This is a genomic window from Staphylococcus agnetis (genome assembly GCF_002901865.1).
GTDB classification, from domain to species: domain Bacteria; phylum Bacillota; class Bacilli; order Staphylococcales; family Staphylococcaceae; genus Staphylococcus; species Staphylococcus agnetis.
Window position 1 is genome coordinate 1 of record NZ_PPQF01000027.1, and the last position, 22,239, is coordinate 22,239.

Below are 22,239 nucleotides of genomic sequence, written 5' to 3' on the forward strand. Positions count from 1 at the left end.
TATTAATACCACCTATCTTGCCATTTTACTGTCGTATCAAACGTATTAGGCGGTTGAATAATCAATTCTGTGTGACCAGTTTCTACATTGAAATAGTCACTTCCAAATGTTTTTTCGTGAATGAATGGTTCGCCGTTAACCATTACTAAATTATTAGCCATATCTACCACAATATCATCACCACTTTTTATGATCATATCGTTTTCTCCAGGTGGCTTTTCTAATAATTCACGAATGTAACTACCTAATAAAAACACTGGCATAAAGTTATTAGTCCCGTTTTTAGCAGAATAAATCGAAACTGCACTTATTGGTCGATTATAGAAATCGCCTTTATCAGTAAATGTAACTTCATGTGTATCAAACGCAATCTTACGTAATGGATAAGGTATTTCTCTATACTTCCAAGTCTTAATCGTGAATTCCTTGCCAATACGTGTTAAGCGCATGTATACAACAAATTCATCCATACCATAAATCGTAGGATTATTTTTATAGTCATAAATCTTTTTAGGTTCGCCACTCTGATTATATAAACAAATAATTATTCGTCCTATTACTTGATTTGCATTAGGGTTAGTATATCCAATCGACGCAATTACGCGTCCATCAGTGTCATATAAATATTGCGTTGTTCGATTTGCGCCCTTACGTTTTTGATTCACTGCAATTTTAAATGTCACACTGAAGTTGTTGATTTGCTTACTAAAGCTACGTTTGTACATTGCACCTTGCCAACCCTCGCCATTAATACTTTCAGTGTTTAAATAAACACTTTCTTTACTTGTGGATTGTCCAAATGTACCACCAACTGCACCACCTGTATAATTATCATTTATATTATTAGAAGATTGCTTATTCCAACCACTTAATGTGCGTAACTCATCACCTAGAATTAAAGGAGAGTAATCTTTAACTTTATTATCCACATCATCATCACCAATCATAAAGTAATCTTCATCTTTTTTAGTGATCATAAAATAATTGGAATTTTTCAATGCCCTTGCTTCCACAACTATTGGTGTATCTGCAGTACCTGTATTAACAACACTTACTGCATCACTAATTGCAGTATTTTTAGTACCTTTTGCAGAATACTTGTAAGGATCAGTTAAAACCACTTTTAAATTAACCATATTAATATGGTTTTCAGTTTTGCTGAATAACTCAATAGGACCTTCAAAGTGTGCATTCCAGTACCATTCTTTTGATTTAAATTGTAATTTAACTGACTTATCGTAGTTAAAGAATTTAACCAACTCATTCAAAATGTCGTCGTGTGACTTCATGCCACTATGTGCTAAACGGTCATTACTGATAACTAGCGGTAATTCGAAATTGTATTCATTTAAACTACGACCTTGATAAACGCTACCAGGTCTGCCATCTACTTTTTCCGTTTTTATGGCAAAATTAAAAGAGGGTATTTTAAACCCTCTTTGCACAAACAACCACGGAAGTGTCTTATCATTAACTATTATTGTATCGTTCATTAAGCAAACACACCTCCTGCGTTAAATCTTTGTTTACGTGATGTGTCACGTTCTCTTTTATCTACGGTTTTGTTGATAAAATCACCTAAACCGAAGTTATCAATCACTGGTTCGTAATCCTTATTTGCGATTTCTTCGTTAGACCCAACCAATTTAATTAGTAAACCAATCATTGTGTCTAACTTTTTCTCTAAATAGCTATCGCCATTACCACCCACATTAGGGCTACTAAAGTGTTTAGGACGTTTATTCTTACTAATATCATTACTAGCCAAAGCAAGTAATTTAGCTGCGTCATCTGCACGGCTAGGGTCTGTAGGGATAATCCATTCAGGATAACCGTCGTCACCTAAATGATATAAGCCATTGTGGACGAGACCACCAGTTTTATATGCGTATGCTGCAGCACGATTAAAGCCACCCCAACCATATCTTCTAACGATATATTGTAATGCAGATATGCCTTGGTGCAGTGGATTATTAAAATTTGTGTAACCCGATTTAGCGTTAGCCATAAATGTCGGTTGAATCATTTGGAACAAGCCTTTTGAAGGTGTGCCACGTTGTGCATTAATATCCCAATTGTTAACCGCGTTTGGTTGGTAATTAGATTCACGCTTAGCAAGTCTCATCATCGCATCATGAATATATCGTGATTTATAACGACCACCTAACACATTTTGTGCTTGTCTAATAATGCGACTTGCATATGTTGCGCCACTACCTGATGGATAACCTTTACCACCACCAACATTTAATCTACCATTTGCTTTCGCTTTCCTTAAATATGGTTCAGGGTCGAAGTGTCGACCGTTTCGACGCATTTCAAAGTGCAAGTGTGGTCCTGTACTAAATCCAGTGTTACCAGTCAATCCAACAACATCACCTGGCTTAACAGTTGATCCTGATGGTGGTGACTTACTAAAGTCTTTTAAGTGAGCAAATAACATATCTATCGCACCACTTGTAATTTTTACATAGTTACCATAACCCCCACTCATAAACGGCATACGCGTCAACCTTCCACCCATCGGCGTACGTACAGTTTGATAAACAAAAGGAAAATCGACACCTTCATGGAATGGTCTACCTGTTGCTGCAGTATATGCTGCAGTGTGTCCGTAATGATAGTTAATTTTGTCAGGGTCTAAAATACCACCGACTAATTCACCACCAAGAGAATCGAAACCACTTTGCATCCAGTCAATGGCACCCTTTTTGATTTTATTGAAAGCGGCACGTGTGATGTCTCCAACTAATCCCATACCTTTTGTTATGGAATCAAAGTTGATGCCTAGGTTAGACAGTAACTTATTAAATAATTTAGCCGGGTCATCAATATAATCTAGGACATCACCAATTTTATCAGTAAGCCACTCGCCAGCGCCTCTAACTTTATCGCCGACCCAATCTTTGGCATTATTAAACCATGTACCAAGACTTAAGTGTGGAAGCGTGCCAGTAGATAACATCTGTTGTCGCATACTACCACTAATTACACGTGACCCTTTAGGCAAAAATGTAGTCGTGTCTTTGGCAGGTGTTAATGCCGTGCGTCCGTTTGGGTATTGGATTAATTCTCTTCTGCCATCAATACCTCTGCCGTTACCAGGACCTTTATCTCCCACGACTGCCATAGTACCGTGTTTAAGGCGTCCATCAGATGTCGTGCTTATATGTCGGTTAATGCGTTGTGTACCTGTGGATAATTTAGGTATTTTAGGTAAACTCAATTTAGAGCCTACCCAGTTTAAACCGTCAATTAATCCATTCAAACCTTTTTTAATGGCACTAACCATTCCACCAATATGACCTTTGATTTTATCTATAATATTTGCAAGCCCGTTTTTCATATTGTTAAACGTACGTTTTACAGCACCCCATAAATCACTTGCTATACCAGTAACTGCACGTTTAATTGAATCCCACTTATCAACTAGGAATGATTTAACGCGATTAAATATATTGCGTGTTCCGTCGAATAAATTGTACCAAGTACGTTTAACGCCGTCCCATAAAATCCTGACATATCTAACGACAGAATTTTTAATACTGGACCACACACTAGAAATCCATGCTCGTAAACTCGAAAAAATATTTTGTGTCGTGCGACTTAATGAATACCAAATATTTTTGACAATTTGATACGCGCCACTTGCCAATCTGTACATCGTTGATTTTATCGAACTCAAAATTGTAGTAATAATGCCTTTGACTAAATTGAAAATAAATATAGTTGCATTTTTAATGTTATTCCAACTATTGATTACTACATTAGCTATTGCACGTGCTACAGACATAACAGCAAATTTAATCAAATTCCAAGTATTAATGAATGCATTTTTGTATAAATTTAGTATGCCTTTAATGATTATAAGTAACCCGTTAAAAATTGCCGTAATTCCAGTCTTCCAAGCATTAATGATAAACATCGTCACAGATTTAATGGTATTCCACACACCAATGATGACATTTTTAATTGTGTTGAATATAGTGGTTATCACAGCTTTCCATATATTAAAGTAAGCTTTCATTAACGTCCACCATGTCTGAACAATTAACATTACACCATTTTTCAATCCATTCCATACTGCTATACCGAATGTTTTAATACCATTCCAAATAGTCAATAAACCATCTTTTATTGAATTCCAAATGCGTATTACACCGTTACGGAACGTCTCGTTGTTCCTCCACAAATGGACAATTGCAGCAACCAATAATCCAACTGCAGTGATTACAAGTCCGATTGGACCAGTCATAAATCGTATTGCTAAACCTAAACCTCGAGTTACAATAGCAGCAGTTTTAGTGACTAAAGAATATTTACCAGTTAAGACAGTTTGTAATGCAATTTGTCCTTTTGCCACACCTAGTATAGTGTTTAGAAATCCAGTCGCTAACGCCCAACCTTTAGTAATAAAACTTAACGTTTTAATGCTTGTCATCAACGGACCTATTACAGTCATTGCACTACCTATTGTGGACACCATTACACCTAGTGTTACAAGTAAAGGACCTATTGCAGCGGCCACTAAACCTAGACCGACAACTATCTTTTGCGTACCTTTAGGCATCTCATTTAATTTACTTGCTGCATGTGATACCCATTCCGCTAACTTTTTAATGTACGGTGCCATTACATCACCTATACTAATCGCTAACGATTCAATAGCCGATTTCATTTGACGAAGTGAACCCCCAATACCGCCTTCCATTTCTTTGGACATACGATTCGCAGCACCTTTAGAACCGTCAATTGACTTTGTTAGTTTTTGATAATCTTCATCTGATGCATTAATAATTGCTAACGCACCACTCATGGCTTCTTTACCAAATATTGTGGATGCAGCATTCGCTTGTTGCTCTTTAGACAAGTTTTTAAACTTACCACGCAATTGATCCATTACATCACGCATTGGTAACATGTTCCCGTTACTATCAGTAATAGATATACCTAACTCATCCATTTTCTTTTTCATGTCGCCTGTGGGCTTTGATAAGTTAGTAAACATTGTACGTAATGCAGTACCGGCTTTTTCACCTTTTATACCAGCGTTAGACATCAAACCAATTGCTATTGATGTATCTTCCACCGTATATCCTAACGCACCGGCGACGGGTGCTGCATATTTAAATGCTTCACCTAAACCACGTACATCAGTGTTGGCTTTAGAACTCGTTTGTGCTAAGACATCGGCAAAGTGTCCGCTATCTTTCGCTTTCATTCCAAATGCAGTTAAACTGTCCGTTACAATGTCACTCACTTGTCCTAAATCTTCACCTGATGCTGCCGCTAACTGCATGACACCATCAATACCGCCTAGCATATCTTTAGTATCCCAACCGGCAAGCGCCATGTAGTTTAATGCATCGGCGGATTCACTGGCACTAAATTTTGTTTTAGCACCCATCTCAAGTGCTTTATCACGTAGTTGTTGGAATTCACTACCCGTAGCACCTGAAGTTGCTTTAACTTTACGCATTGAGTCATCGAAGTCTATACTCTTCTTAACTGCTGCACCAAACCCGGCAACAATTGGCGCACTTACATACATGCTCATGTTACGACCAACTGACTGCATTTTACTGCCAATTTCTTGCAAGCGTGGTCCCAACTCACTAAATTTATTGCCAATCTTACCCATAGTCGTGTTTAAAACTTGTTGTTGTCGCTCCAACTCTTTCATTTCGTTAGTAGCTTGCGACAACTCTTGCTCATATTTATTCAACTCTGCATAAGCTTGATTATATTTAGCGGCAGCCGCTTGTGTTTTAGCACTATTTTCTCCCGTTTCTTTCGATAACTGGTCATAATTATTTTTCAATTCTCTGACTTTTTGAGCTTGAATTTGTTGTCGTTTCGTTAATCCATCAACTTTTACTTTAGACTTTTCAAGTGATTGATCATAACGCCCAAACTTTGAAAGGTTAGCGCTCATCTCACGTGAGACCATGCGCATTTGTCTGTTCAATCCAGTAATACCACGATTAAATCCCGAACCGTCTAAATCAACTTTTATGACCATATTACCTATAGGATTTGCCATTTAGTTTCCTCCTTTCTTCAAAAAAATTAGCCGAACACTTGCGCAAAGCTTGTCGCTTTCTTCTTGTGTTCGACTCTTGAATTAACAATTTCTAAAAAGAAATGAATCGGCATGTTCGCCACTTTTTCAGGATCCATGCCTTCATCAATTAACTGCTTCGCAACTTTCATATAGTTGTTGTATCTACCTTCAGGTGTTAAATCCTCAGGATTTATTTCTTCTGCTCGGTCACAAACTTTTTTGTGTCGTCCACATCTCCTGCGATGAGCTTTTCTAGCACTGTTACTAAAGTGTTCAGTCCCTCTGGTCCTGCTGGAATACCTTTTTGTAATTCTTCGGATGTAAACTGATTATCGAATCCCTCAGCAACAAATGTCGTTACTTCATCAAGTACATCAAATTGCTGAGCGACTTGTTCTTGGTATTCTTCAATCTTAGCTTGGTACTCTTTTTGTTCAGTTTCACTTAATTTCTCATACTGTTCTTGTGATAACTCGTCAAAGTCTGGTTGTCTGAACGCTTTTGTTAATCGTGTTGATAATTTTGAGCCTTGAATAGTGTCAAATAGTGACAAACTTGGTTTAGCCAAATACTTTTTAGTCTGTGGTTTACCAGTTTTTGTATAACCTGTAATAAGTTCGATTGAAGTTCTTGCCATTTTTAAATTCCTACTTTCATTTTTATTTTTGCGCAAAAATAAAAGAGGGGTTAGTCCCCCTCAAATTACATTTCAAAATTACTTGTTACTTCTACATTAATTGTGTCTGATTGGTCGCCAGCTGTAACTGTAACTACACCATGGCCTTCTGTATTTGCAGTCACTAATCCTTCAGGACTGACGCTAATATATTCTTCACCCTCAGTGACTTTATATGTTACGGGTTGTCCTTCGGGTTCAGTCGTAGCCACTAATTGTTCTGTCTGTCCTCGCTTAATCGTAGTAGATTCTTTAGAAAGAGATACACTTGTTACCTCTTCCTTACTCGTCTTTCCAGGCATCGCTTTTTTATCATCTTCCATCTTAAAGTCTTGGTCAAGGTCTTTAATGAACTCGTCAAAAGTTTTACCGAAAGTTTCAGTAAATACGTAATCACGACCCGTGTTAGCGCCTTTTTTATCGAAACCAGTTACATGAGATGATTCATCATATAAACGATCTACGAAAGAACCTTCTACTTCATCATTTTGGAATTCGACTTTATCTTGCTTTGTTTGACCTGATAAGTTCGGACGCGTGAACTTACCTTTGAATAAGCCTACCCATTCAGATGACCCGTCATGGTTTGTACGTTCAAACACAACTGCCACATCAGGCGGAATGTCATTTGCGCCATATTTAAAACCGTTTTTACCTTTTTTAGCACCTGCTAAGAATGCTTTTTGTTCTGCAGGAATTGACACAAATGTCGTTTTAACGGATAACTTACCATTCGATACTGCAGTCGCAGCGACCATGTTGTCACCGTATTCTTCTTCAACCTCTTGTGGACGGTCAACTTCGATTTCTTTTAAGAATCGTGTGCGGTGACCACTTTCTACTTCAAACTTTTCTCCATCATCTGTTTTAATAGCTGCCCAATAAAAATTAGTTACACCAATAGCAATGCCTGAAACACCTTTAGTTTCTGCAAAGTGTTGCAAGTTTAACTTTAATTTTTCCATTTAAAATCCTCCTAAAATAATAGAGAACCTGACGCACGTATGATTTCTCTAAAAGTTAGAGTCTCAACTTCGTACATCGGTTCTCTGTAATATGATTTAAAATTTAATTGTTTTAGATTCTCAACGATCGCTTCTGCTTGCGCATGTGGTTCGTCTGATGACCACCAAATATCGATTTGGAAGTCAAATTCTCTTGTGAATTCCTCGTTATCCGCATATTCATCAGGATTATACGGTAACGGGGTAATTCTTACGATAGGTTGATTCGTCGATTCATGAAAATTTTCAGGAACTACGTATTTAAAAATATTATCCTCAACCGTGATACGTTTATCGGCGATGAGTTGCTTGTAAATCACATCTGTGGACGCTGATACATAGTGCCAAATTCAGTTGCATGAATACGGTGTGAATAGCCTTTCGTATATCCTATAAGCACATACTTTTCATTTGAATCACGGTCAGTTCGAATGTTCGACACGGCGATATTATCCTTTGCATGTCTTTTGTTCTCACTGACTGGCGTATTACGTTTCAATAAAGGTGTAAGCGCCATTGCGCCAGCTTTTAATACACGATTCTGTGACGCTTTGAATTCTATTTGCTTTCTAACTAACCCTTGTTCTATGTCGTTTTTTTCAATCTTCGCGCCCATTAAAACACCACCTCACAATAAACACGCACATAAGATTTATCTTCATAGTCCTTTTTGACGTATTTGATTTGGTATTTATCACCTTCATGTATTACATAATGCTTATTGTTAGGTTTATAGTCTCCTCTTGGATCACGTATAATGATTGTTTTAATAAACTGCGAACTTGTGGTTAGGCTTGTCTGCATATCTGATTCTCTAGCATCTTGAATACATGCGTAGCAACTGTATAGCTCCTCTGTAATCGGCTTTTGTGGTAGACCATTGATTGATTTACTGGTGTCTCGGCAAAAGGTTACTCGTTCATTTAGCTTATTCGAATCGAATCTCATATGATGAGCGTAGCTTATGCACGACACTTAATACCATGTGTGGTGCATAGCTCAAATTCCTTTCGTTAAATGCTAAACGATTTTCAAAGTAATAAGCAGTGAGTGGGTATACTGCAGTTTTAAATAATCTTTGCTTCTCTAACCAAGCCATGTCATCAGTAACCGCACTCGCTATATCTTCTTTTGCCCATTCGTAATACATTTCCAGTAAATCATCTTCTGAACTATGGTCTATCTTGCAATGCTTCTTTAATAGCTGTAAATCACTCACTGCTATCACCTACTTAACATCGATACGTTCTAAAATACCGTTTTGTGGCGTTCCGTTTTTATTAACTTCATTTGCGCGCTTAACAGTCATTTCAACTTCATCACCGACATTCAATACCTTGCGCATTTCTTTATCAATATAAGCCGTTTTCACTTTATATTTCGCCATTTTCAATCACTCCTATAGAGTTTCCATATGACCCGAATCTAATGCTTGGCTATCATCATATTCAATAACAATAGCTGATTTATAGTCTAAGATTCGGCAATCTTGACGTACCGCAACCATTAAGCACTCACCAAAGTGCATGTAATCAGTCCATGACGCTTGGTATTGTGAACGGTCAAATAATACAATGGCGTCTTTTAAGTTACCAATGATTAATTTGTTAGTACTTTTTTCACCGAGCATTTCATCAGGTAAGATCTCCACTTTAGCGCCTAATAAACGTTGTTGTGTTTTCTCTTTTACGTCAGGTTGGATTAAGTAGTTACCTAATTTGTCTTTCATTTTGTCTAATTTCGCAAACATAGTTTGAGACACAATCGCTACATTATGTTCATAATTAGGTTTCACATTTAAGTTCACAGCGTCTTTAATGTCGTCTAACGATTTCGCTTTCTTAGTTTCTAATTTAGCGCCCTCTTTTTCAAAACCTGAAGTAGTAGATCCTGTAGAACCTTTAGTAATTACATCAATAATCGCTTTGTTACGAGTGGCTGCAATCGTACGTGCCATCCATAATTTCAACTCTTGTAACACGTTAACTTTCGCATCTTCAATCGCTTCACGAGAAATGCGGAAGTAACCGCGGTGTGTATTGATGTCGTATGCTAATTGGAAGAATGGTTTAACTGCTAACTCAGGATTTTCTTCTAATTCTTCTACTTTTTCGAGTGCTGCAACCTCTGACTGACGTACAACTGGATATTTACCTGAACCATTAGTAACGCGTTTAACAGTTACGTATTTATCAAGGTTAAACTCAACTTCTTTTAATTTAAGAATGTCAGTCACAATTTCTTCAGGGATTAAAACAAAGCCTGAATCAGTTTTAAGTGAACCACCTTGAATGTCTTTGCGTGTTTCTAAATAATTAGTAAATTCACGTACTTCTTGAGATGTCACTTTAGTATCCTGAATTGAAATACCTAATTCATTCAAGTTAGGCGCTTGACGATAAGAACGCTCTTGTTCAACCACTACAGGTTGTGGATTTGCATTTTCTGATTCATCGTCTTTCTCTTTTAATTTCTTTAGCTCTGCTTCTTTTTCTTGAATTTGTGAACGCAAGTCTGCGATTTCCTTTTCCAAAGTTTCTGCTTTATCTAACTCGTCATTGTTTAATGCGCGCGTTGCGAATCCGATTTTTAAATCAATACTACGTTTTAAATCCGAAATTTCGGAAAGTAAAATATCTTTTTTATTCATTAATATTCCTCCTAAATTTTACATAAAAAATAGACGTCGCTTTTTAGCACGTCCAATGGTTGTATTTGTTAATGGTGTCCAACTTCACCAAGCTTATTTGTAATTGAATGTTTTTTAAGTTTTAACTCTAACACTTTTTTGCGTTCTTCATTTTCAATGTTTTCAATACTACGTAATGCCGGTTTAACATCCGTATCTTTGTATGCCGGATAGGTCACCACAGACACATCTGTAAGCTCACGAATGGCTTTTAAAGTACGTTTATAGATGTTTTCTTTTTCATCAAAACGCATTTCATCGCCTTGTTCATCTAGCATAAAACCAAATGAGCATTGATTGATGTTACCTACACGCATATTCTCGTACAAGTCACGTGCAAACGTTGTATTCGGTAATTTACAACGGTATTTCAGCCCGATATCATCAGTTTCCAGTTCTAATGTTCCCGATTTAGTTCTCCCGATAATTTGCGACGGTACATGATCTACTAAGCAACGTACATCAGACAAATCAGTGTTTTCTAAAGCGCTACGTGAAATTGTTTCTTTAAAACCACCTAAATTCTCTGACCAGGTATCAAATTTCAAAGCGTAACCTTCAATGACCATTTCGTTATCATCATTCGAACGGACTTCTGTGATATTTCCGATTCTCGTTTCCTTTGCCATTTTCCTCACCACCTTTCAATTTGTTATCAGTACCACGTGACTTATTCATTTGGTACTCATCAACAAGCGCAATATTCACGTGGTTGAGGTCAACACGATGGATACTACCGTAACCCCCAGGTATAGGTGGTAAACCATCACGCTTACGGACTTCATCAATGTTTGTTTTACCTGAATCGATATTGATTTTATCGATTTCAGCTTGTGTCTTTTCATCAACCACACGTATTTCAGTAGTATCGAATTTAAATTCACAGACTTTATCCGTATATTCGTCATTGAATTTGAAATTTAACTCTGCACAAACGCACGTAATGTAAGGTTTCAAAGTTGAAAGATAGTCAAGATTAGCGTCAGTAATACTCATGTTCGTTGTTTCGATACCGAATTTATGCAACGGTATGCCAAATACACCGGCAATCTCACGTGTGGATGATTTATTTTCACGAATGAGCTTTAACACTTCTGTATCGACTTCTAATTGGTCGAATGTCATCGATTCATCAAGCACAACCACTTTACCGGCTTGTTTAGTACCACTGAATGCTTTATGGAATTCTTCTCTTGCACGGTTTCTTGCTTTTTTATCATTCAAGACACCTTTCATTTTAAGTATTCCACCTGCATGTGTACCATTGCGCAAGAAGTTGTTTAAAAAGTCCTTACCATTGTTATCAGAATCAATCGTTTTACTTAAAGTATCAAGTAACGACAATCCGTGAATACCGTCTAATGAATAGAATTTAATATCTAGCATATCTTCGTATTTAATATTTCGACTAATAAATTGACCGTTATCATCGGTTCGCTCATGTGAATAATAAGGGCGGCCCATTCGGTCAGATTTTAATTCTACTTCTGAAGTTTTACGGAACATCAAACTGATTGGATTACCTAACTTATCGCGTGTGATCTCGACATAACCATGAGATGTTAATAAAGCATTGGCAAATACAACCAATTTAAAGATATAGCCGTTATACAGTGAATTCGGCCTAGTATTTAGCAAATTAACAACCTTATTACTATAATCAATCTGCCCGTTAACGTTTAATCTAATAGGCATACGTGCTAAATCAGACGCAATCATCATTACTGCTGTAAAAATGTCACTGTGCTTAATGGCATCTATAGGCGTATACTGCCTTAAATTAGTACCCTGAAAACCAGGTAACGTCTGAACCATCATTTGTAGATCATCTTCGTTATACTGTAAATCTCTATTTTCGTTTCTTAAGAAGATACCCACTTAATCACCTCCTCTCCCGTGATTCGTTGTCAATGATTAACGCAATAACCATTAGGAAAACGCCTGTGTTAGCTAGTCCTAACTCAACTCCAAATGCTAAGTAAGTTGCGGTATTCATTATGATTAAACCTAATAAAAAAAGGATGCTAACAATGTTAACAACCAATAGTTTTAACGGTATTAAAAGTTTGTTTAATTTCATCATCGCACCCCCTTTAAAATCCGAATTCTTCATTTTCATATATTGATGACCAATCCACCTCGAATTCATGCATACTCGCTTCACTAAAAGCAGTTATGACAGAGATGATAGGGTCAATCTTTTGTCGATTCATCTTCTTGTTAATTTTAACGTTATCTTCGCCGTCATATATTAAAACCGCGTTATTTACGGCAATGGTTAATAGGTTATTACCAAAATGTTTAATCGTCTTTTCAGCAACCCATACTCTAAATTGCTTAATAGGCTGTGAAAGACTTCTGAAACTTTGCCCAACTTCAATTAGAGGCCAATCAATCACCATGGATTCTAGTGTGGTCACAAATGATTGTGCATTCCATGGATCATAACACAACGCTTTTACGTTTAACTGATACTCTTCCACAACGTCGAATATATACTCAATAACACGCTTGTAATCAATCATGCCACTTTCCGATGTGGTCACTTCCGCCTCTCCTGTATTAATTAATTTTTCATAATTAATCTTGTCACGTTTTGACTTCTGTTCGAGCGTGGTCCTTAATCCAATAAACGAATGGCTGTCAATTAACATATCACCATCATCTGTTGGGAATATAAACCCTACAGAAGTTAAGTCGTCAAGTCTTGATAAATCGACACCGATATAAACGTCTTTGCCGTACAAACTATAATCATCACGATTCACTTCGATGGATTCCCATTCATTAATATTGATTAAGCTATCTTCTTTGTTCGCTTGCCAAAGATTAAAGTTTTTAATCAAAATCTTATGAAATGACGTACCTTTTTCTAATTCGTCTTGAATATCCGCTTTAATATTTCTCAGTATTGTGTCTCTATGTTCGTCTGATTCGAGTAATGGCATTGCCTTAATCCACAATGATTCGTCATTCACTTCATCTTCTGAATCCATTTCTGCGCAATAAACAAAGTAATTATCAGCTTTAACTTCACCTGATAATATTTTAGAGATGTATTTGTACTCTTGATACATCTGACTGTTCAAGTTGTCACCTGCAGTAGAAATTAAGAGTGTAAGAGGATTCTTCTGTAACGTCATACCCGTTTTAAATCTTGAATACATTTCATCGTCTGGCATACTTGCTAGCTCGTCCAGTATAGCCACTGTTGGGTCTTTACCATCAACTGCATCTGGATTGTTAGAAAGTGGCTCAAACACGCTCTCTGACGTTATATGGGCAAGGTCTGTCTTACGTACTTCTGTTGATTTACGTATTAAATCACTTTTATTGCGCAACAACTTAATTTGTTGGCTCGCCATCTTAAATATTGTTTTAGCTTGTTTATAAGTTGATGATGATACATATATTTGTCGGTTGTACTTTGGATATTGACCAAATAACAATTCATTAAGTGACATGCCTGATACAACTAACGATTTACCCTGTTTACGTGCCATACTTACATATCCCTTAGTAAAGCGTCTGAATCCACCATCGCGACGCCAACCGTAAATGCTACCAACAATAAACTTTTGGAATAGCATTAATGGCATGGGTTCGTTCGTTTTAGGGTCAGGTAACATCTCGATAAATTTGATGGCCTTATTTGCTTTCTCCACATTCCAATAACAACCTTCAGGTGGGTGTTTTAAATCATTCAAATGACGTTCTGCCACTTTAAAATTCTTCTTACTTACAAGAATCTCACCTTTGACTACTTTTTGAGCATAAATTGTTGTGTAATCTAACATCAATCGTCACTCACAAACTCTTTGAATGGGTCATCATTCTCTTTTTCTTCAGGCACAACAATGCGTAATCGGCTATCAATTGTTAATCCTAGTGTGTTAGCTACTTGTTGCATTCTTGTACCCGATTTCTCTTTAGCAGTAAAAGCAGGATTTACTTTAGATTCTCCATTCGCTCCTTCAATAACAACGCCACCTGTTGCCTCCAAATGCAGACTTGCTCTTACAAAATCACTGTAAAAACTGCAATATTGTGAGAGTTGTGCTTTATCCAAGTTTGATATAGGCAATTCTTGCATGTATGGCAATATTCTTAAGTATTCTTCTTTCGCGATATCATCTAAAAAGTCTGGTGGATGCGAATCTATTTTTGAAAATTTGTTTAATTGCGCTTCTTGGCGTTCTTTTTCAACTATCTCTTCTTTAGTGTAATTCTTCTTCGAATTATGCAGAAGTTTTCGGGGTCTACCTGCCATTTTTAGCACCTCCATCATCATTTTAGTACCTAGTATTAAAATTAAGGGAAATCTTTAAGAAGAAGAGTGGGCCTCGTTCTTCAGCACTCTCCTCACCGCCCCCGTTCTTTGAAGTGGGGGACTTCCTTTTGCTCTCTTTTCGTTTTTCTGTTGTGGCATTCGTAACACAATGGCTGTAAGTTTTCTTTTTCGAGCCGTTTCGACCAATCAACTTTTGTCGGAATAATATGGTCAACCATTTGAGCTTGCCGTCCACATGATCTACAAATATAATCATTCTCCATCAATACGATTTCACGCATTCTCTGCCACTGTCTAGACTTATAAAATCGTAAGTATTCAGGGTCATTTCGTCTTCTTACATCATTATATTTATCATTTACATATGGTTTATGCTTATCACAGTATGACTGATTGAATGATATAAGTGCATTGCATGTTGGATGATTGCATCGTCTCATTACTGCCATTCAATCACCTTCCTATGTCTTTGATGTCAACCACAACATCTTTAGTTTGGTTTGCAATCAACACTTGATTACCGATGATGTCATGGACAATGTACTTGTCTTTGTTATAAGTAACTGCATCACCTTTATTAATAACCTTGTGTAAGTCTGGTTGATACGTATTCACATTAAGTCCTGCCACAGTATCTAGCGTTACATTATTAAGTGATGCCATACATGTTATATGTTCTAGTGCATCACCTAGTAACATTGTCACTGTGTCATTGTCATCGTTCTCGACTAACTGACCTACCACAGATACTAATGACAAAAGATGTTTATTGTAGTCTGTTGGTTTCTTTAAGGATTGATACTTATTTAATTCCATAATGCACCTCAATATAAAAAGACACTGCGGTTAACAGTGTCTAGTGATTATGTTTTGATTATATTATTTGAGTTATATACTCATGTCACATTTAAGTGTCACATCAATATACAAGGGAAAGCGTCCGGGTAAAGGGATAAGACCCGAACGCATATAATATAGTATGAGCCGAACATTTATGCCTTACTGGCACACTAACATAATATAATAATATAAAGTGCACTTACAGTATGTCGGAAGTGCGGTTGTGTTTTAATCGAAACTAATCCAACCGATTCGCTTTGCTGTATCTCTCATTATTTTATTACGCAATCTTAATACCGCATCACGACTGATAATCTTGTCATCGTCACGTAACTTAGTAAGTTCATGAGCTATGTCTTGCCATTCGTATATCGTTAAGTCCTTTTCCCAATAACGATGTTCAATTATAAACTTCTGTTCAGGTGTAGCTTTGTTGTACACATCATCGATAGCGGTAACTACCTCTGATAAATTACGATACTTATTATCTTCGTATAACCTAACCACTTCTTGCTCTACCGGTCTGCTTGGCAAGTTAGATTTACCACCACCGTTATTAGTGTCTTGCGGTTGATATAATAACTCGTACCGACGATAAGCCAACTGACCTTTAACATTCCTGTAGTTGTTCCAGTATTCCTCTAGTTTAGGTATATCTGCTTTGCCTAACTTCATGCGTAACCTCCTACTTCATTAACTTCTTAACGTAATCTTTTCCATTCTCGTCAAATATATGACTAGCAAGAATACCGACTGTGTAGCTTAGTGTGTCGTTTTCCTTTTGCAATAATGTATTGTGTATCAGTAACACTATTGATAGCAGTGATAATATTATAATTAACGTTATATACATTATTCGTCACCTAACCTTTTACTCATCAACTTCTTAGCACCCTCATAAATCCGAATCGTTACCAACGTGTGCAATACCACTCTTGAATATTTCATATAATCACTCCTCACTAGTATCAACAAGACTTGAAAGAATTTTAAAGTGACGTCTCAATTCTTCATCACTTGAATTACGAAGTACCAGACTTTTTTCTCTTACGTATTCAATAAACCCGTTCTCAAAGTCTTCCTTTTCCTCAGGCGACATATTCTTATACTCGCTAATACTTTTTCTATATTTTTCTGGTAATTTAAACACACTATCACTCCTTATTAAGTAACTCCTTGATTCGTTGTAGTACGTCTTTACTACAAGTCGTCGGATTTGATGAAACTTCCGTCTTCCGACATTTCTCCTGTTCTGTCTTTAATCTCTCCATATGCTTGCTCTAAACACTCCTGAATCGTCATATTATTCTGTTGGGCTAATATGATTAAGGTAACCAATACATCGCCTATACCGTCCTTTAAATCGTGTCTGCGGTTACGACACAAAGCACCTGCAACTTCTCCCATTTCTTCAACGCTTTTTGCGTATTGCGTAAAGCTATTGCCTTTATCTAATCCTTTATCAATACTCCATTGCTCTACTTGTTTGATTAATTGATTCATTTATTTGTCCTCCTTAGTGAGATTAAGCGCTCTAATTTCGTATATTGCATTTACAATAAAAATTGCTGTGACAAAAGCTAAGCCTTTTATCCCTTCGAATTTAGTAACAGAGATAAACAGCACCATCACAATCAGCATAAAAACCAAACTACAAATCCTACCTACATACTTGTTGTTGAATCGATGATGGAGGAAATATTCCGTTAACACACAAACAACAAAAGTAAATATAAGCGTTCATGCAGTCATTTACTCGTCCTCCTCATTCCATTTACTGCCTTCTTTAACTAATCCACGTACAGTCAATTCATGACTCAATCTAAATTCATTATCTCCCTCTTGATACCACACATCAGCTAAGTATCTACCAAAAGCGTCTGCTTGGTACGTCTGCACGTACACGTCCTTACCTAATACAGTTTGAGTAGTAAATGCTTTCGCTTCATTGTATCCTGGTTTGCCACGTTCAGGTGTGTCTACACCTAACAATCTAACCTTACGTACCGTATGTGTATGAAAGCCTAGATCAATGCGCATCTCCAAAGTATCACCGTCAATAACACGTAATACACGTGCTTTAAAGATGTATAGTTTATTGTTTAGGGTCATTTACATTCGCCCTTTCTAAATCGTGTAGTAAATTGTGGAATTCTTGTGTGCCGTCGTATTTGTCCATCTCTATTAATTCTGCACGTTTTAAATTACACTTTCTTATTAATTCTTTTTCGCCACTTAATTTAGCGTTTGCATGCATTGATACAAAAAGTCTCATCTGTCTTTCTTTCCAGTCTTGCCATATGCTTTTGTAATCGACTTTAGCCATAAATTTCTAACCCCCTTTCAAATTCAAGCATCAGTTCTTTCAATAACAATCTACAACGCTTTAATTCAGCTTTCGTTGGTCTTTTACCTTTGTAATCCCATCTGCTTTTATTCGGATTCTTCTCTTTCCATTCTTGGTAAGCTATTTCTAGCTTAATTAACCCCTCATACTTGCCCATCAAGTACATAATCATTCGTTCATCTCTCATCTTTAAGCACCTCGTCTAATTTGTGACGTAGATTGATGTACCATGTGTTGTGACTGACCGACAATTTATAATTGATGTGACGAGTGAATAACTCCACCACATCGTCTAACTTTCGTTTATACATGTCACGTTCTGCACGTAAACGGGTAATATCTTCGATGAGTGTGTCACGCTCTGATTTGTAGTCGTCTACTTCAACCACAACGTCATACAACTTATCTCCTTTTACATATATTTTCGATTTCGATACCAAATATTTACGTATATCATTTTGAGAATTTGTTAAGTCATATAATGTTAACTTCATTCAATCATCTCCCTACATATCAAAAATACTAATCTGACTGCCTAACTCTTCGGCGTACATCAGATTGTGTATCGATTTATATTTATTAAATTCTTCGTAAGTAAAGAAATCATCAATATGACTGAAGTGTGATTGCGGAAAACCTCGCATGTTATAACCACCTTCAGTTTCGCGTACAATCATTACTTTATCCCCTGCAGTATTGTATAAGTGGAATGTGTTCATCAATAAACAACCTCCCAATCGTCATCGTCAGTTATGTTGTAATACCATGCGTTGTCCAACTCAATTTGTGCCATTTCTTTGCCTTTAAAGTTGTAGTACAGTTCTGTTACTTTGCCTTCATAAGGTTTTTCTTGCTCGCTGTCTGTGTAAAATGCAACACGATCATCAATGTTTAATTCTCTAATTTTCATGAAATAACACCTAATTCCCGCTCTATTTCATCTATATCAACTTTAATGGCAACCATTTGACCATTTCTTTTACCTTTTCTGTAGCTCTCTGCTTCACGAGCAATAGTTTTTGTAGCTAACAAAGTACAAAATGTACCTTCAGCTATATTTAGTTTTTGCATAATTTCACGTTTCTTCCCTGAAGCCACTACTTCTTCACCTTTGTAAACTACGTACTCATATCTAGTTCCTTTACCTTTTCTCGCTACCATGATTAATTACCTCCTATTCAAATTAATTGTTGTCGACCATAACAATAGAATTTATATGCACCTAATCTTATGTTTTCAGACAAATACTTACCGTAACTCGTATACGGCACCGACTGTGGTACCGTCTTAAGCCATGGTTTTTCCTTACGTTTACTTTTGTATTCCTGGTATGCTTTTTCTGTCTTTATTTGGTCCCAATTATCTAATTCTGATTGTGCTATTTTTTCTCCATTACGTTTTAACGCTATTACTGTACGCATCTTAATCCCCCTCTAGTTCATTAATTACTAATACTGTTCGTGCAGTATCTGAATATTTTTTGAATGTTCTGATTTCTGTAATTAGCGTGTCGTCCACCCATAATAGATTGGTGCCAGCGTCTAATATCGTCTTTAGTAAATTGTCTATGTCAGGTTTTATGGCATGTGGTTGTCCTATACACGCCTCTTTTTTATACTTCGGCCACGACTTACTAGGTTTGAAGTAGAATTCAACCGTTAATTTTATAGGTTTGTCTATCATCAAGTTTGGCAGTTGATCAGCAACAAACTTTTTGTGTTTAACATAGGGTGCAGGCATGTAAGTATGCCCGCCTCTACTAAATCTAGGGCGTGATGACCCTTTGGGATTACCTAAATTTCTGTCGTTTTCCAAATAAAATATTTCTATTCGTGTCTCTTTCATTAATCCACCTCATATAACGTCATAGCCTTACGTATCTTGCGTTCTGAATACTTTTGGATAAATAGGTCATACAAGTATTTTTCATCGCCCTGTGCGCTCTCAATCAGCTTATTTGCGTACACTTCTGAACAATGGAGGTGGCTAATGATGTATTGTTTATCAATCAAAAGTTAATACCTCTCATTCTGTAATCTTCGCCGTTCATATTGATTGGTGTTGTATTCTTCATCATGCGACTAAATATCTTAGCGAGATCCTTATTTTGTATTAATTCTTTACTACTGTTATTTGTAGTAATAATGTTGTGTTTGCCCGTTCTTGATTCCATAACTTCAAACATCTTTTGAATGCCAAAGTTACTTAATGCTGTACCGTAATCATCTAGTACAAGTAAATCTACATCAGCGATGATTTGGTCTAATTCTCTTTCGGTTAGCGTTGCATTCTTGTTATACGTACTTTTATAAGTAGTAATGAGTTGCGGCACGTTCATGTACAAAACTGAAAAGCCTTTTTTTCTAACACGCTTGATAGTTGCCATAGATAAATGACTTTTACCTGTACCGTAGCTACCGTATAAAAGTATCGACTGCTTGTTATCTAACTTAAAATTGTTAGCATATCGTTCTAGCAGTGCTTTAGCTTTTTCTAAAGACTGGCTAGTTGGTATATAATTGTCGAATGTGGCGTCTGCTAGATCATCATTAATAATTGATTTGTTGAATATAGCGTTAGCCTTATTTCGTTGTTGTCTCTTCTTAAATTCTTCTGTCTTTTGTTTAGCAAGTGCTATCATGCTACAGTCACACCCGTCTTTAATCACTTGTCCATTATCAAATTCGTAATAGTCATAATCCCTACCGCATTTATCACAATGTAGACCCATTTCTTGCTTAACTACTTTGTTTTTAAAACCTGCTTGGTTAGCTAATTTTTCAAAGGGATTCATTTAAAACACTCCCTCATACTGCCTTTTCCAATCCTCATCTACTGCATTTGATTTTTGTTGGTTGAGGTAACCTTCAAACTTAGTGCCAAATAACGTTTCAGGACGTAAGTACTTCTCCATATCCGTACCTTTCCATTCCGAGACTTTGTTATCAATAACTTTTTTAAAGTCATCTAAGCTAAATCCTTCATCCGATCTAGCACGTATAACTGTTTGATTCTTTTTAGTTGTAGATTTATATTGCTTTCCAGTTCTTTCGTTAAGATAGTCAATAACATCACTGTAAGGATATGAGGTCGGGTAACCCGACAATGTATCTATTCTATTTATATTATTAATACTTGTAGTATTATTACTTGTATTATTCTCCTGGAAGTTTGCTTCTATAGGGGGGAAGAAATTTTTTTCTATACCCCTATGGAAATTATTTTCTATAGGTATAGAAGTTTGCGTCATGGGGTACATTCTTCTTTGCTTAACTTCATTACCTTTGTAATCAAACTCTATATTTAGATAACCATTGTCTTTGAGGTTATTTATTCTGGATGAAACAGTTCTTTTTGTTACTTCATATAGTTTTGCAAAGTAACCATTGCTCGCTGTACAGTAACCGTATTTATTGCTTAACGATGTGATTTCTGCGAATAACAATTTTTCACTATCTGTAAGTCGGTTATCGTATCTGACGTTTGCTGTAATGATTGAATAGTAACTTGGTTGATCAGTCATTTACTTTCTCCTTTCGTGTATAATGTATCTAACGCTACTGCGTAGATTGGGGGTGTTTAATTATGATAAAAATATCTTTTACTCAGTTTATGAATTTTTCAGTAAAAAATGGTATCACTAAAACAACTGCTGTTAGAAAAATTAAAAGTTCTACTGAATACCATCCAGGTATTGATTATTGGAAAGAGTTTAGAGATGAAATCAAAAGAATTCATAAAAGTAACAGTAATATCAATGCTCTGGATAGCCTTTTGAATAGGATTAGTGAAAAGAAGACTTCAAATTATAGACAAGCTATTAACCAATATAAGTCTTTTATTAAAGGTAAAAATGTTAAATGGTTCGACCCTCCTGTATCGAAATACAGTTACGGAGGAGTTACTATTAACGTTTCTCATGAATTAGGTTTGTATATTAACGGCAAACCTTATTTGATAAAATTATTGTTATCAAATGAGGCTACTAAATATGCAAATAAATTTAATCTACAAACTACATTAGCCCTTTCCTATCTAGCAACAGAATTTGATGATTTACCGGAAAATACCACAAGCATGATTTTGTTAGTATCTAAAAAGAAACCTTACGAGAGTGATTATCCTGGCAAAGAAGCTATCGCTTTACTAAATAGCGAAATTTCATCATTTGAAATGCTTTATAATGCAATCTAATTTTCTACATTCATATCATTAAAATGAGATGCGCATTCATGGCATATTGTTAAATTGTTATCATGCAACAATTGGAATTTAAACTGTCTTGTTGAACAAACATCGCAGTTTTCAATTTTGAGTTCACTAAGCAC

The 22,239-nt window shown here is 36.3% G+C and carries 32 protein-coding genes; 1 reads left to right on the forward strand and 31 read right to left on the reverse strand.

The window, feature by feature from the left end:
• Nucleotides 1-2: 2 nt before the first annotated feature.
• From CD172_RS05325 to CD172_RS05470, 31 genes are all read right to left on the reverse strand, one after another.
• Nucleotides 3-1,493: a phage distal tail protein gene (locus CD172_RS05325; RefSeq protein ID WP_103345686.1), complete on the reverse strand. Its 1,491-nt coding sequence runs from the start codon at nucleotides 1,491-1,493 to the stop codon at nucleotides 3-5.
• Entirely contained in the window at nucleotides 1,493-6,043 is a 4,551-nt protein-coding gene (locus tag CD172_RS05330) for a phage tail tape measure protein (RefSeq protein WP_103345687.1), read from the reverse strand. Before CD172_RS05330 ends, CD172_RS05325 begins: the two co-directional genes overlap by 1 nt.
• Nucleotides 6,044-6,069: 26 nt before the next feature.
• Nucleotides 6,070-6,213, reverse strand: coding sequence for a phage tail assembly chaperone GT (gene gpGT / locus CD172_RS12695; protein ID WP_164671807.1), 144 nt, complete (start codon nucleotides 6,211-6,213; stop codon nucleotides 6,070-6,072).
• Between the two features lie 41 nt (nucleotides 6,214-6,254).
• The gene (gene gpG / locus CD172_RS05335) at nucleotides 6,255-6,701 is read right to left on the reverse strand and encodes a phage tail assembly chaperone G (RefSeq protein ID WP_103345688.1); all 447 of its coding nucleotides are present in this window, start codon (nucleotides 6,699-6,701) and stop codon (nucleotides 6,255-6,257) included.
• A gap of 65 nt (nucleotides 6,702-6,766) precedes the next feature.
• On the reverse strand, nucleotides 6,767-7,705 hold the full coding sequence (locus tag CD172_RS05340; RefSeq protein ID WP_103345689.1) for a major tail protein: 939 nt from the start codon (nucleotides 7,703-7,705) through the stop codon (nucleotides 6,767-6,769).
• 11 nt (nucleotides 7,706-7,716) lie between these two features.
• Entirely contained in the window at nucleotides 7,717-8,064 is a 348-nt protein-coding gene (locus CD172_RS05345) for a DUF806 family protein (protein ID WP_234022066.1), read from the reverse strand.
• Nucleotides 8,061-8,360 carry an HK97-gp10 family putative phage morphogenesis protein gene (locus tag CD172_RS05350; RefSeq protein WP_103345691.1) on the reverse strand — a complete coding sequence of 100 codons (300 nt, stop codon included), beginning with the start codon at nucleotides 8,358-8,360 and terminating at the stop codon, nucleotides 8,061-8,063. The genes CD172_RS05345 and CD172_RS05350 overlap by 4 nt, the downstream gene beginning before the upstream one ends.
• Nucleotides 8,360-8,692 (reverse strand): phage head completion protein, encoded by a 333-nt coding sequence (locus CD172_RS05355; protein ID WP_103345692.1) that lies wholly within the window; start codon nucleotides 8,690-8,692, stop codon nucleotides 8,360-8,362. The genes CD172_RS05350 and CD172_RS05355 overlap by 1 nt, the downstream gene beginning before the upstream one ends.
• The gene (locus tag CD172_RS05360; protein WP_103345693.1) at nucleotides 8,673-8,963 is read right to left on the reverse strand and encodes a head-tail connector protein; all 291 of its coding nucleotides are present in this window, start codon (nucleotides 8,961-8,963) and stop codon (nucleotides 8,673-8,675) included. The genes CD172_RS05355 and CD172_RS05360 overlap by 20 nt, the downstream gene beginning before the upstream one ends.
• Nucleotides 8,964-8,972: 9 nt before the next feature.
• Complete coding sequence (locus CD172_RS12700; RefSeq protein ID WP_165805347.1) at nucleotides 8,973-9,131, reverse strand: hypothetical protein; 159 nt, start codon at nucleotides 9,129-9,131, stop codon at nucleotides 8,973-8,975.
• A 12-nt stretch (nucleotides 9,132-9,143) separates the two neighbouring features.
• Nucleotides 9,144-10,394, reverse strand: a complete 1,251-nt coding sequence (locus tag CD172_RS05365) for a phage major capsid protein (protein WP_103345694.1) — start codon at nucleotides 10,392-10,394, stop codon at nucleotides 9,144-9,146.
• A 68-nt stretch (nucleotides 10,395-10,462) separates the two neighbouring features.
• On the reverse strand, nucleotides 10,463-11,062 hold the full coding sequence (locus tag CD172_RS05370) for an HK97 family phage prohead protease (protein WP_103345695.1): 600 nt from the start codon (nucleotides 11,060-11,062) through the stop codon (nucleotides 10,463-10,465).
• Complete coding sequence (locus CD172_RS05375; protein ID WP_169925241.1) at nucleotides 11,013-12,311, reverse strand: phage portal protein; 1,299 nt, start codon at nucleotides 12,309-12,311, stop codon at nucleotides 11,013-11,015. Before CD172_RS05375 ends, CD172_RS05370 begins: the two co-directional genes overlap by 50 nt.
• Before the next feature lie 215 nt (nucleotides 12,312-12,526).
• Nucleotides 12,527-14,230: a terminase large subunit gene (locus tag CD172_RS05385; protein WP_103345697.1), complete on the reverse strand. Its 1,704-nt coding sequence runs from the start codon at nucleotides 14,228-14,230 to the stop codon at nucleotides 12,527-12,529.
• Nucleotides 14,230-14,703, reverse strand: coding sequence for a phage terminase small subunit P27 family (locus tag CD172_RS05390; RefSeq protein WP_103345698.1), 474 nt, complete (start codon nucleotides 14,701-14,703; stop codon nucleotides 14,230-14,232). Before CD172_RS05390 ends, CD172_RS05385 begins: the two co-directional genes overlap by 1 nt.
• Nucleotides 14,704-14,795: 92 nt before the next feature.
• Nucleotides 14,796-15,173 (reverse strand): HNH endonuclease, encoded by a 378-nt coding sequence (locus CD172_RS13100; RefSeq protein ID WP_103345699.1) that lies wholly within the window; start codon nucleotides 15,171-15,173, stop codon nucleotides 14,796-14,798.
• Between the two features lie 4 nt (nucleotides 15,174-15,177).
• Nucleotides 15,178-15,540 carry a hypothetical protein gene (locus tag CD172_RS05400; RefSeq protein ID WP_103345700.1) on the reverse strand — a complete coding sequence of 121 codons (363 nt, stop codon included), beginning with the start codon at nucleotides 15,538-15,540 and terminating at the stop codon, nucleotides 15,178-15,180.
• A 252-nt stretch (nucleotides 15,541-15,792) separates the two neighbouring features.
• Entirely contained in the window at nucleotides 15,793-16,239 is a 447-nt protein-coding gene (locus CD172_RS05405; RefSeq protein WP_103345701.1) for a transcriptional regulator, read from the reverse strand.
• A gap of 277 nt (nucleotides 16,240-16,516) precedes the next feature.
• Nucleotides 16,517-16,714 carry a DUF7366 family protein gene (locus tag CD172_RS05410; protein ID WP_103345702.1) on the reverse strand — a complete coding sequence of 66 codons (198 nt, stop codon included), beginning with the start codon at nucleotides 16,712-16,714 and terminating at the stop codon, nucleotides 16,517-16,519.
• A gap of 50 nt (nucleotides 16,715-16,764) precedes the next feature.
• A complete protein-coding gene (locus CD172_RS05415) occupies nucleotides 16,765-17,067 on the reverse strand; it encodes a MazG-like family protein (RefSeq protein ID WP_103345703.1) in 303 nt (100 codons plus the stop codon).
• A 249-nt stretch (nucleotides 17,068-17,316) separates the two neighbouring features.
• On the reverse strand, nucleotides 17,317-17,676 hold the full coding sequence (locus CD172_RS05420; RefSeq protein ID WP_103345704.1) for a thermonuclease family protein: 360 nt from the start codon (nucleotides 17,674-17,676) through the stop codon (nucleotides 17,317-17,319).
• Entirely contained in the window at nucleotides 17,660-17,890 is a 231-nt protein-coding gene (locus CD172_RS05425; RefSeq protein ID WP_103345705.1) for a hypothetical protein, read from the reverse strand. Before CD172_RS05425 ends, CD172_RS05420 begins: the two co-directional genes overlap by 17 nt.
• Entirely contained in the window at nucleotides 17,883-18,098 is a 216-nt protein-coding gene (locus tag CD172_RS05430) for a hypothetical protein (RefSeq protein ID WP_103345706.1), read from the reverse strand. Before CD172_RS05430 ends, CD172_RS05425 begins: the two co-directional genes overlap by 8 nt.
• The gene (locus tag CD172_RS05435; RefSeq protein ID WP_225906119.1) at nucleotides 18,088-18,405 is read right to left on the reverse strand and encodes a hypothetical protein; all 318 of its coding nucleotides are present in this window, start codon (nucleotides 18,403-18,405) and stop codon (nucleotides 18,088-18,090) included. The genes CD172_RS05430 and CD172_RS05435 overlap by 11 nt, the downstream gene beginning before the upstream one ends.
• A gap of 12 nt (nucleotides 18,406-18,417) precedes the next feature.
• Complete coding sequence (locus tag CD172_RS05440) at nucleotides 18,418-18,630, reverse strand: DUF3269 family protein (RefSeq protein WP_103345707.1); 213 nt, start codon at nucleotides 18,628-18,630, stop codon at nucleotides 18,418-18,420.
• Nucleotides 18,630-18,821, reverse strand: a complete 192-nt coding sequence (locus CD172_RS05445; protein ID WP_103345708.1) for a hypothetical protein — start codon at nucleotides 18,819-18,821, stop codon at nucleotides 18,630-18,632. The genes CD172_RS05440 and CD172_RS05445 overlap by 1 nt, the downstream gene beginning before the upstream one ends.
• Complete coding sequence (locus tag CD172_RS05450; protein WP_103345709.1) at nucleotides 18,818-19,072, reverse strand: hypothetical protein; 255 nt, start codon at nucleotides 19,070-19,072, stop codon at nucleotides 18,818-18,820. The genes CD172_RS05445 and CD172_RS05450 overlap by 4 nt, the downstream gene beginning before the upstream one ends.
• A 17-nt stretch (nucleotides 19,073-19,089) precedes the next feature.
• Nucleotides 19,090-19,332, reverse strand: coding sequence for a hypothetical protein (locus CD172_RS05455; protein WP_103345710.1), 243 nt, complete (start codon nucleotides 19,330-19,332; stop codon nucleotides 19,090-19,092).
• Nucleotide 19,333: 1 nt separating this feature from the next.
• Nucleotides 19,334-19,756 (reverse strand): RusA family crossover junction endodeoxyribonuclease, encoded by a 423-nt coding sequence (locus CD172_RS05460; protein WP_103345711.1) that lies wholly within the window; start codon nucleotides 19,754-19,756, stop codon nucleotides 19,334-19,336.
• 163 nt (nucleotides 19,757-19,919) lie between these two features.
• Nucleotides 19,920-20,705 (reverse strand): ATP-binding protein, encoded by a 786-nt coding sequence (locus CD172_RS05465; RefSeq protein WP_103345712.1) that lies wholly within the window; start codon nucleotides 20,703-20,705, stop codon nucleotides 19,920-19,922.
• Nucleotides 20,706-21,434, reverse strand: a complete 729-nt coding sequence (locus CD172_RS05470) for a conserved phage C-terminal domain-containing protein (protein ID WP_103345713.1) — start codon at nucleotides 21,432-21,434, stop codon at nucleotides 20,706-20,708.
• A 62-nt stretch (nucleotides 21,435-21,496) separates the two neighbouring features.
• Here CD172_RS05470 and CD172_RS05475 point away from each other — a divergent pair, with 62 nt between their 5' ends.
• Nucleotides 21,497-22,105: a hypothetical protein gene (locus CD172_RS05475; protein WP_085622425.1), complete on the forward strand. Its 609-nt coding sequence runs from the start codon at nucleotides 21,497-21,499 to the stop codon at nucleotides 22,103-22,105.
• Nucleotides 22,106-22,239: the final 134 nt, after the last annotated feature.

What these genes read in the sequence shown, in the direction of transcription:
- CD172_RS05400 (WP_103345700.1), bottom strand. Translation starts at nt 15,540, where the DNA reads ATGGAATTAAATAAGTATCAATCCTTAAAGAAACCAACAGACTACAAT.
- CD172_RS05440 (WP_103345707.1), bottom strand. Translation starts at nt 18,630, where the DNA reads ATGAACACATTCCACTTATACAATACTGCAGGGGATAAAGTAATGATT.
- CD172_RS05450 (WP_103345709.1), bottom strand. Translation starts at nt 19,072, where the DNA reads ATGGTAGCGAGAAAAGGTAAAGGAACTAGATATGAGTACGTAGTTTAC.
- CD172_RS05475 (WP_085622425.1), top strand. Translation starts at nt 21,497, where the DNA reads ATGATAAAAATATCTTTTACTCAGTTTATGAATTTTTCAGTAAAAAAT.
- CD172_RS05455 (WP_103345710.1), bottom strand. Translation starts at nt 19,332, where the DNA reads ATGCGTACAGTAATAGCGTTAAAACGTAATGGAGAAAAAATAGCACAA.
- CD172_RS05435 (WP_225906119.1), bottom strand. Translation starts at nt 18,405, where the DNA reads ATGAAGTTAACATTATATGACTTAACAAATTCTCAAAATGATATACGT.
- CD172_RS05365 (WP_103345694.1), bottom strand. Translation starts at nt 10,394, where the DNA reads ATGAATAAAAAAGATATTTTACTTTCCGAAATTTCGGATTTAAAACGT.
- CD172_RS12700 (WP_165805347.1), bottom strand. Translation starts at nt 9,131, where the DNA reads ATGGCGAAATATAAAGTGAAAACGGCTTATATTGATAAAGAAATGCGC.
- CD172_RS05385 (WP_103345697.1), bottom strand. Translation starts at nt 14,230, where the DNA reads ATGTTAGATTACACAACAATTTATGCTCAAAAAGTAGTCAAAGGTGAG.
- CD172_RS05470 (WP_103345713.1), bottom strand. Translation starts at nt 21,434, where the DNA reads ATGACTGATCAACCAAGTTACTATTCAATCATTACAGCAAACGTCAGA.
- CD172_RS05420 (WP_103345704.1), bottom strand. Translation starts at nt 17,676, where the DNA reads ATGACCCTAAACAATAAACTATACATCTTTAAAGCACGTGTATTACGT.
- CD172_RS05370 (WP_103345695.1), bottom strand. Translation starts at nt 11,062, where the DNA reads ATGGCAAAGGAAACGAGAATCGGAAATATCACAGAAGTCCGTTCGAAT.
- CD172_RS05390 (WP_103345698.1), bottom strand. Translation starts at nt 14,703, where the DNA reads ATGGCAGGTAGACCCCGAAAACTTCTGCATAATTCGAAGAAGAATTAC.
- CD172_RS05350 (WP_103345691.1), bottom strand. Translation starts at nt 8,360, where the DNA reads ATGGGCGCGAAGATTGAAAAAAACGACATAGAACAAGGGTTAGTTAGA.
- CD172_RS05430 (WP_103345706.1), bottom strand. Translation starts at nt 18,098, where the DNA reads ATGAGAGATGAACGAATGATTATGTACTTGATGGGCAAGTATGAGGGG.
- gpGT (WP_164671807.1), bottom strand. Translation starts at nt 6,213, where the DNA reads ATGAAAGTTGCGAAGCAGTTAATTGATGAAGGCATGGATCCTGAAAAA.
- CD172_RS05330 (WP_103345687.1), bottom strand. Translation starts at nt 6,043, where the DNA reads ATGGCAAATCCTATAGGTAATATGGTCATAAAAGTTGATTTAGACGGT.
- CD172_RS05355 (WP_103345692.1), bottom strand. Translation starts at nt 8,692, where the DNA reads ATGAGATTCGATTCGAATAAGCTAAATGAACGAGTAACCTTTTGCCGA.
- CD172_RS05445 (WP_103345708.1), bottom strand. Translation starts at nt 18,821, where the DNA reads ATGAAAATTAGAGAATTAAACATTGATGATCGTGTTGCATTTTACACA.
- CD172_RS05425 (WP_103345705.1), bottom strand. Translation starts at nt 17,890, where the DNA reads ATGGCTAAAGTCGATTACAAAAGCATATGGCAAGACTGGAAAGAAAGA.
- CD172_RS05460 (WP_103345711.1), bottom strand. Translation starts at nt 19,756, where the DNA reads ATGAAAGAGACACGAATAGAAATATTTTATTTGGAAAACGACAGAAAT.
- CD172_RS05325 (WP_103345686.1), bottom strand. Translation starts at nt 1,493, where the DNA reads ATGAACGATACAATAATAGTTAATGATAAGACACTTCCGTGGTTGTTT.
- gpG (WP_103345688.1), bottom strand. Translation starts at nt 6,701, where the DNA reads ATGGCAAGAACTTCAATCGAACTTATTACAGGTTATACAAAAACTGGT.
- CD172_RS13100 (WP_103345699.1), bottom strand. Translation starts at nt 15,173, where the DNA reads ATGGCAGTAATGAGACGATGCAATCATCCAACATGCAATGCACTTATA.
- CD172_RS05415 (WP_103345703.1), bottom strand. Translation starts at nt 17,067, where the DNA reads ATGAATCAATTAATCAAACAAGTAGAGCAATGGAGTATTGATAAAGGA.
- CD172_RS05340 (WP_103345689.1), bottom strand. Translation starts at nt 7,705, where the DNA reads ATGGAAAAATTAAAGTTAAACTTGCAACACTTTGCAGAAACTAAAGGT.
- CD172_RS05405 (WP_103345701.1), bottom strand. Translation starts at nt 16,239, where the DNA reads ATGAAGTTAGGCAAAGCAGATATACCTAAACTAGAGGAATACTGGAAC.
- CD172_RS05465 (WP_103345712.1), bottom strand. Translation starts at nt 20,705, where the DNA reads ATGAATCCCTTTGAAAAATTAGCTAACCAAGCAGGTTTTAAAAACAAA.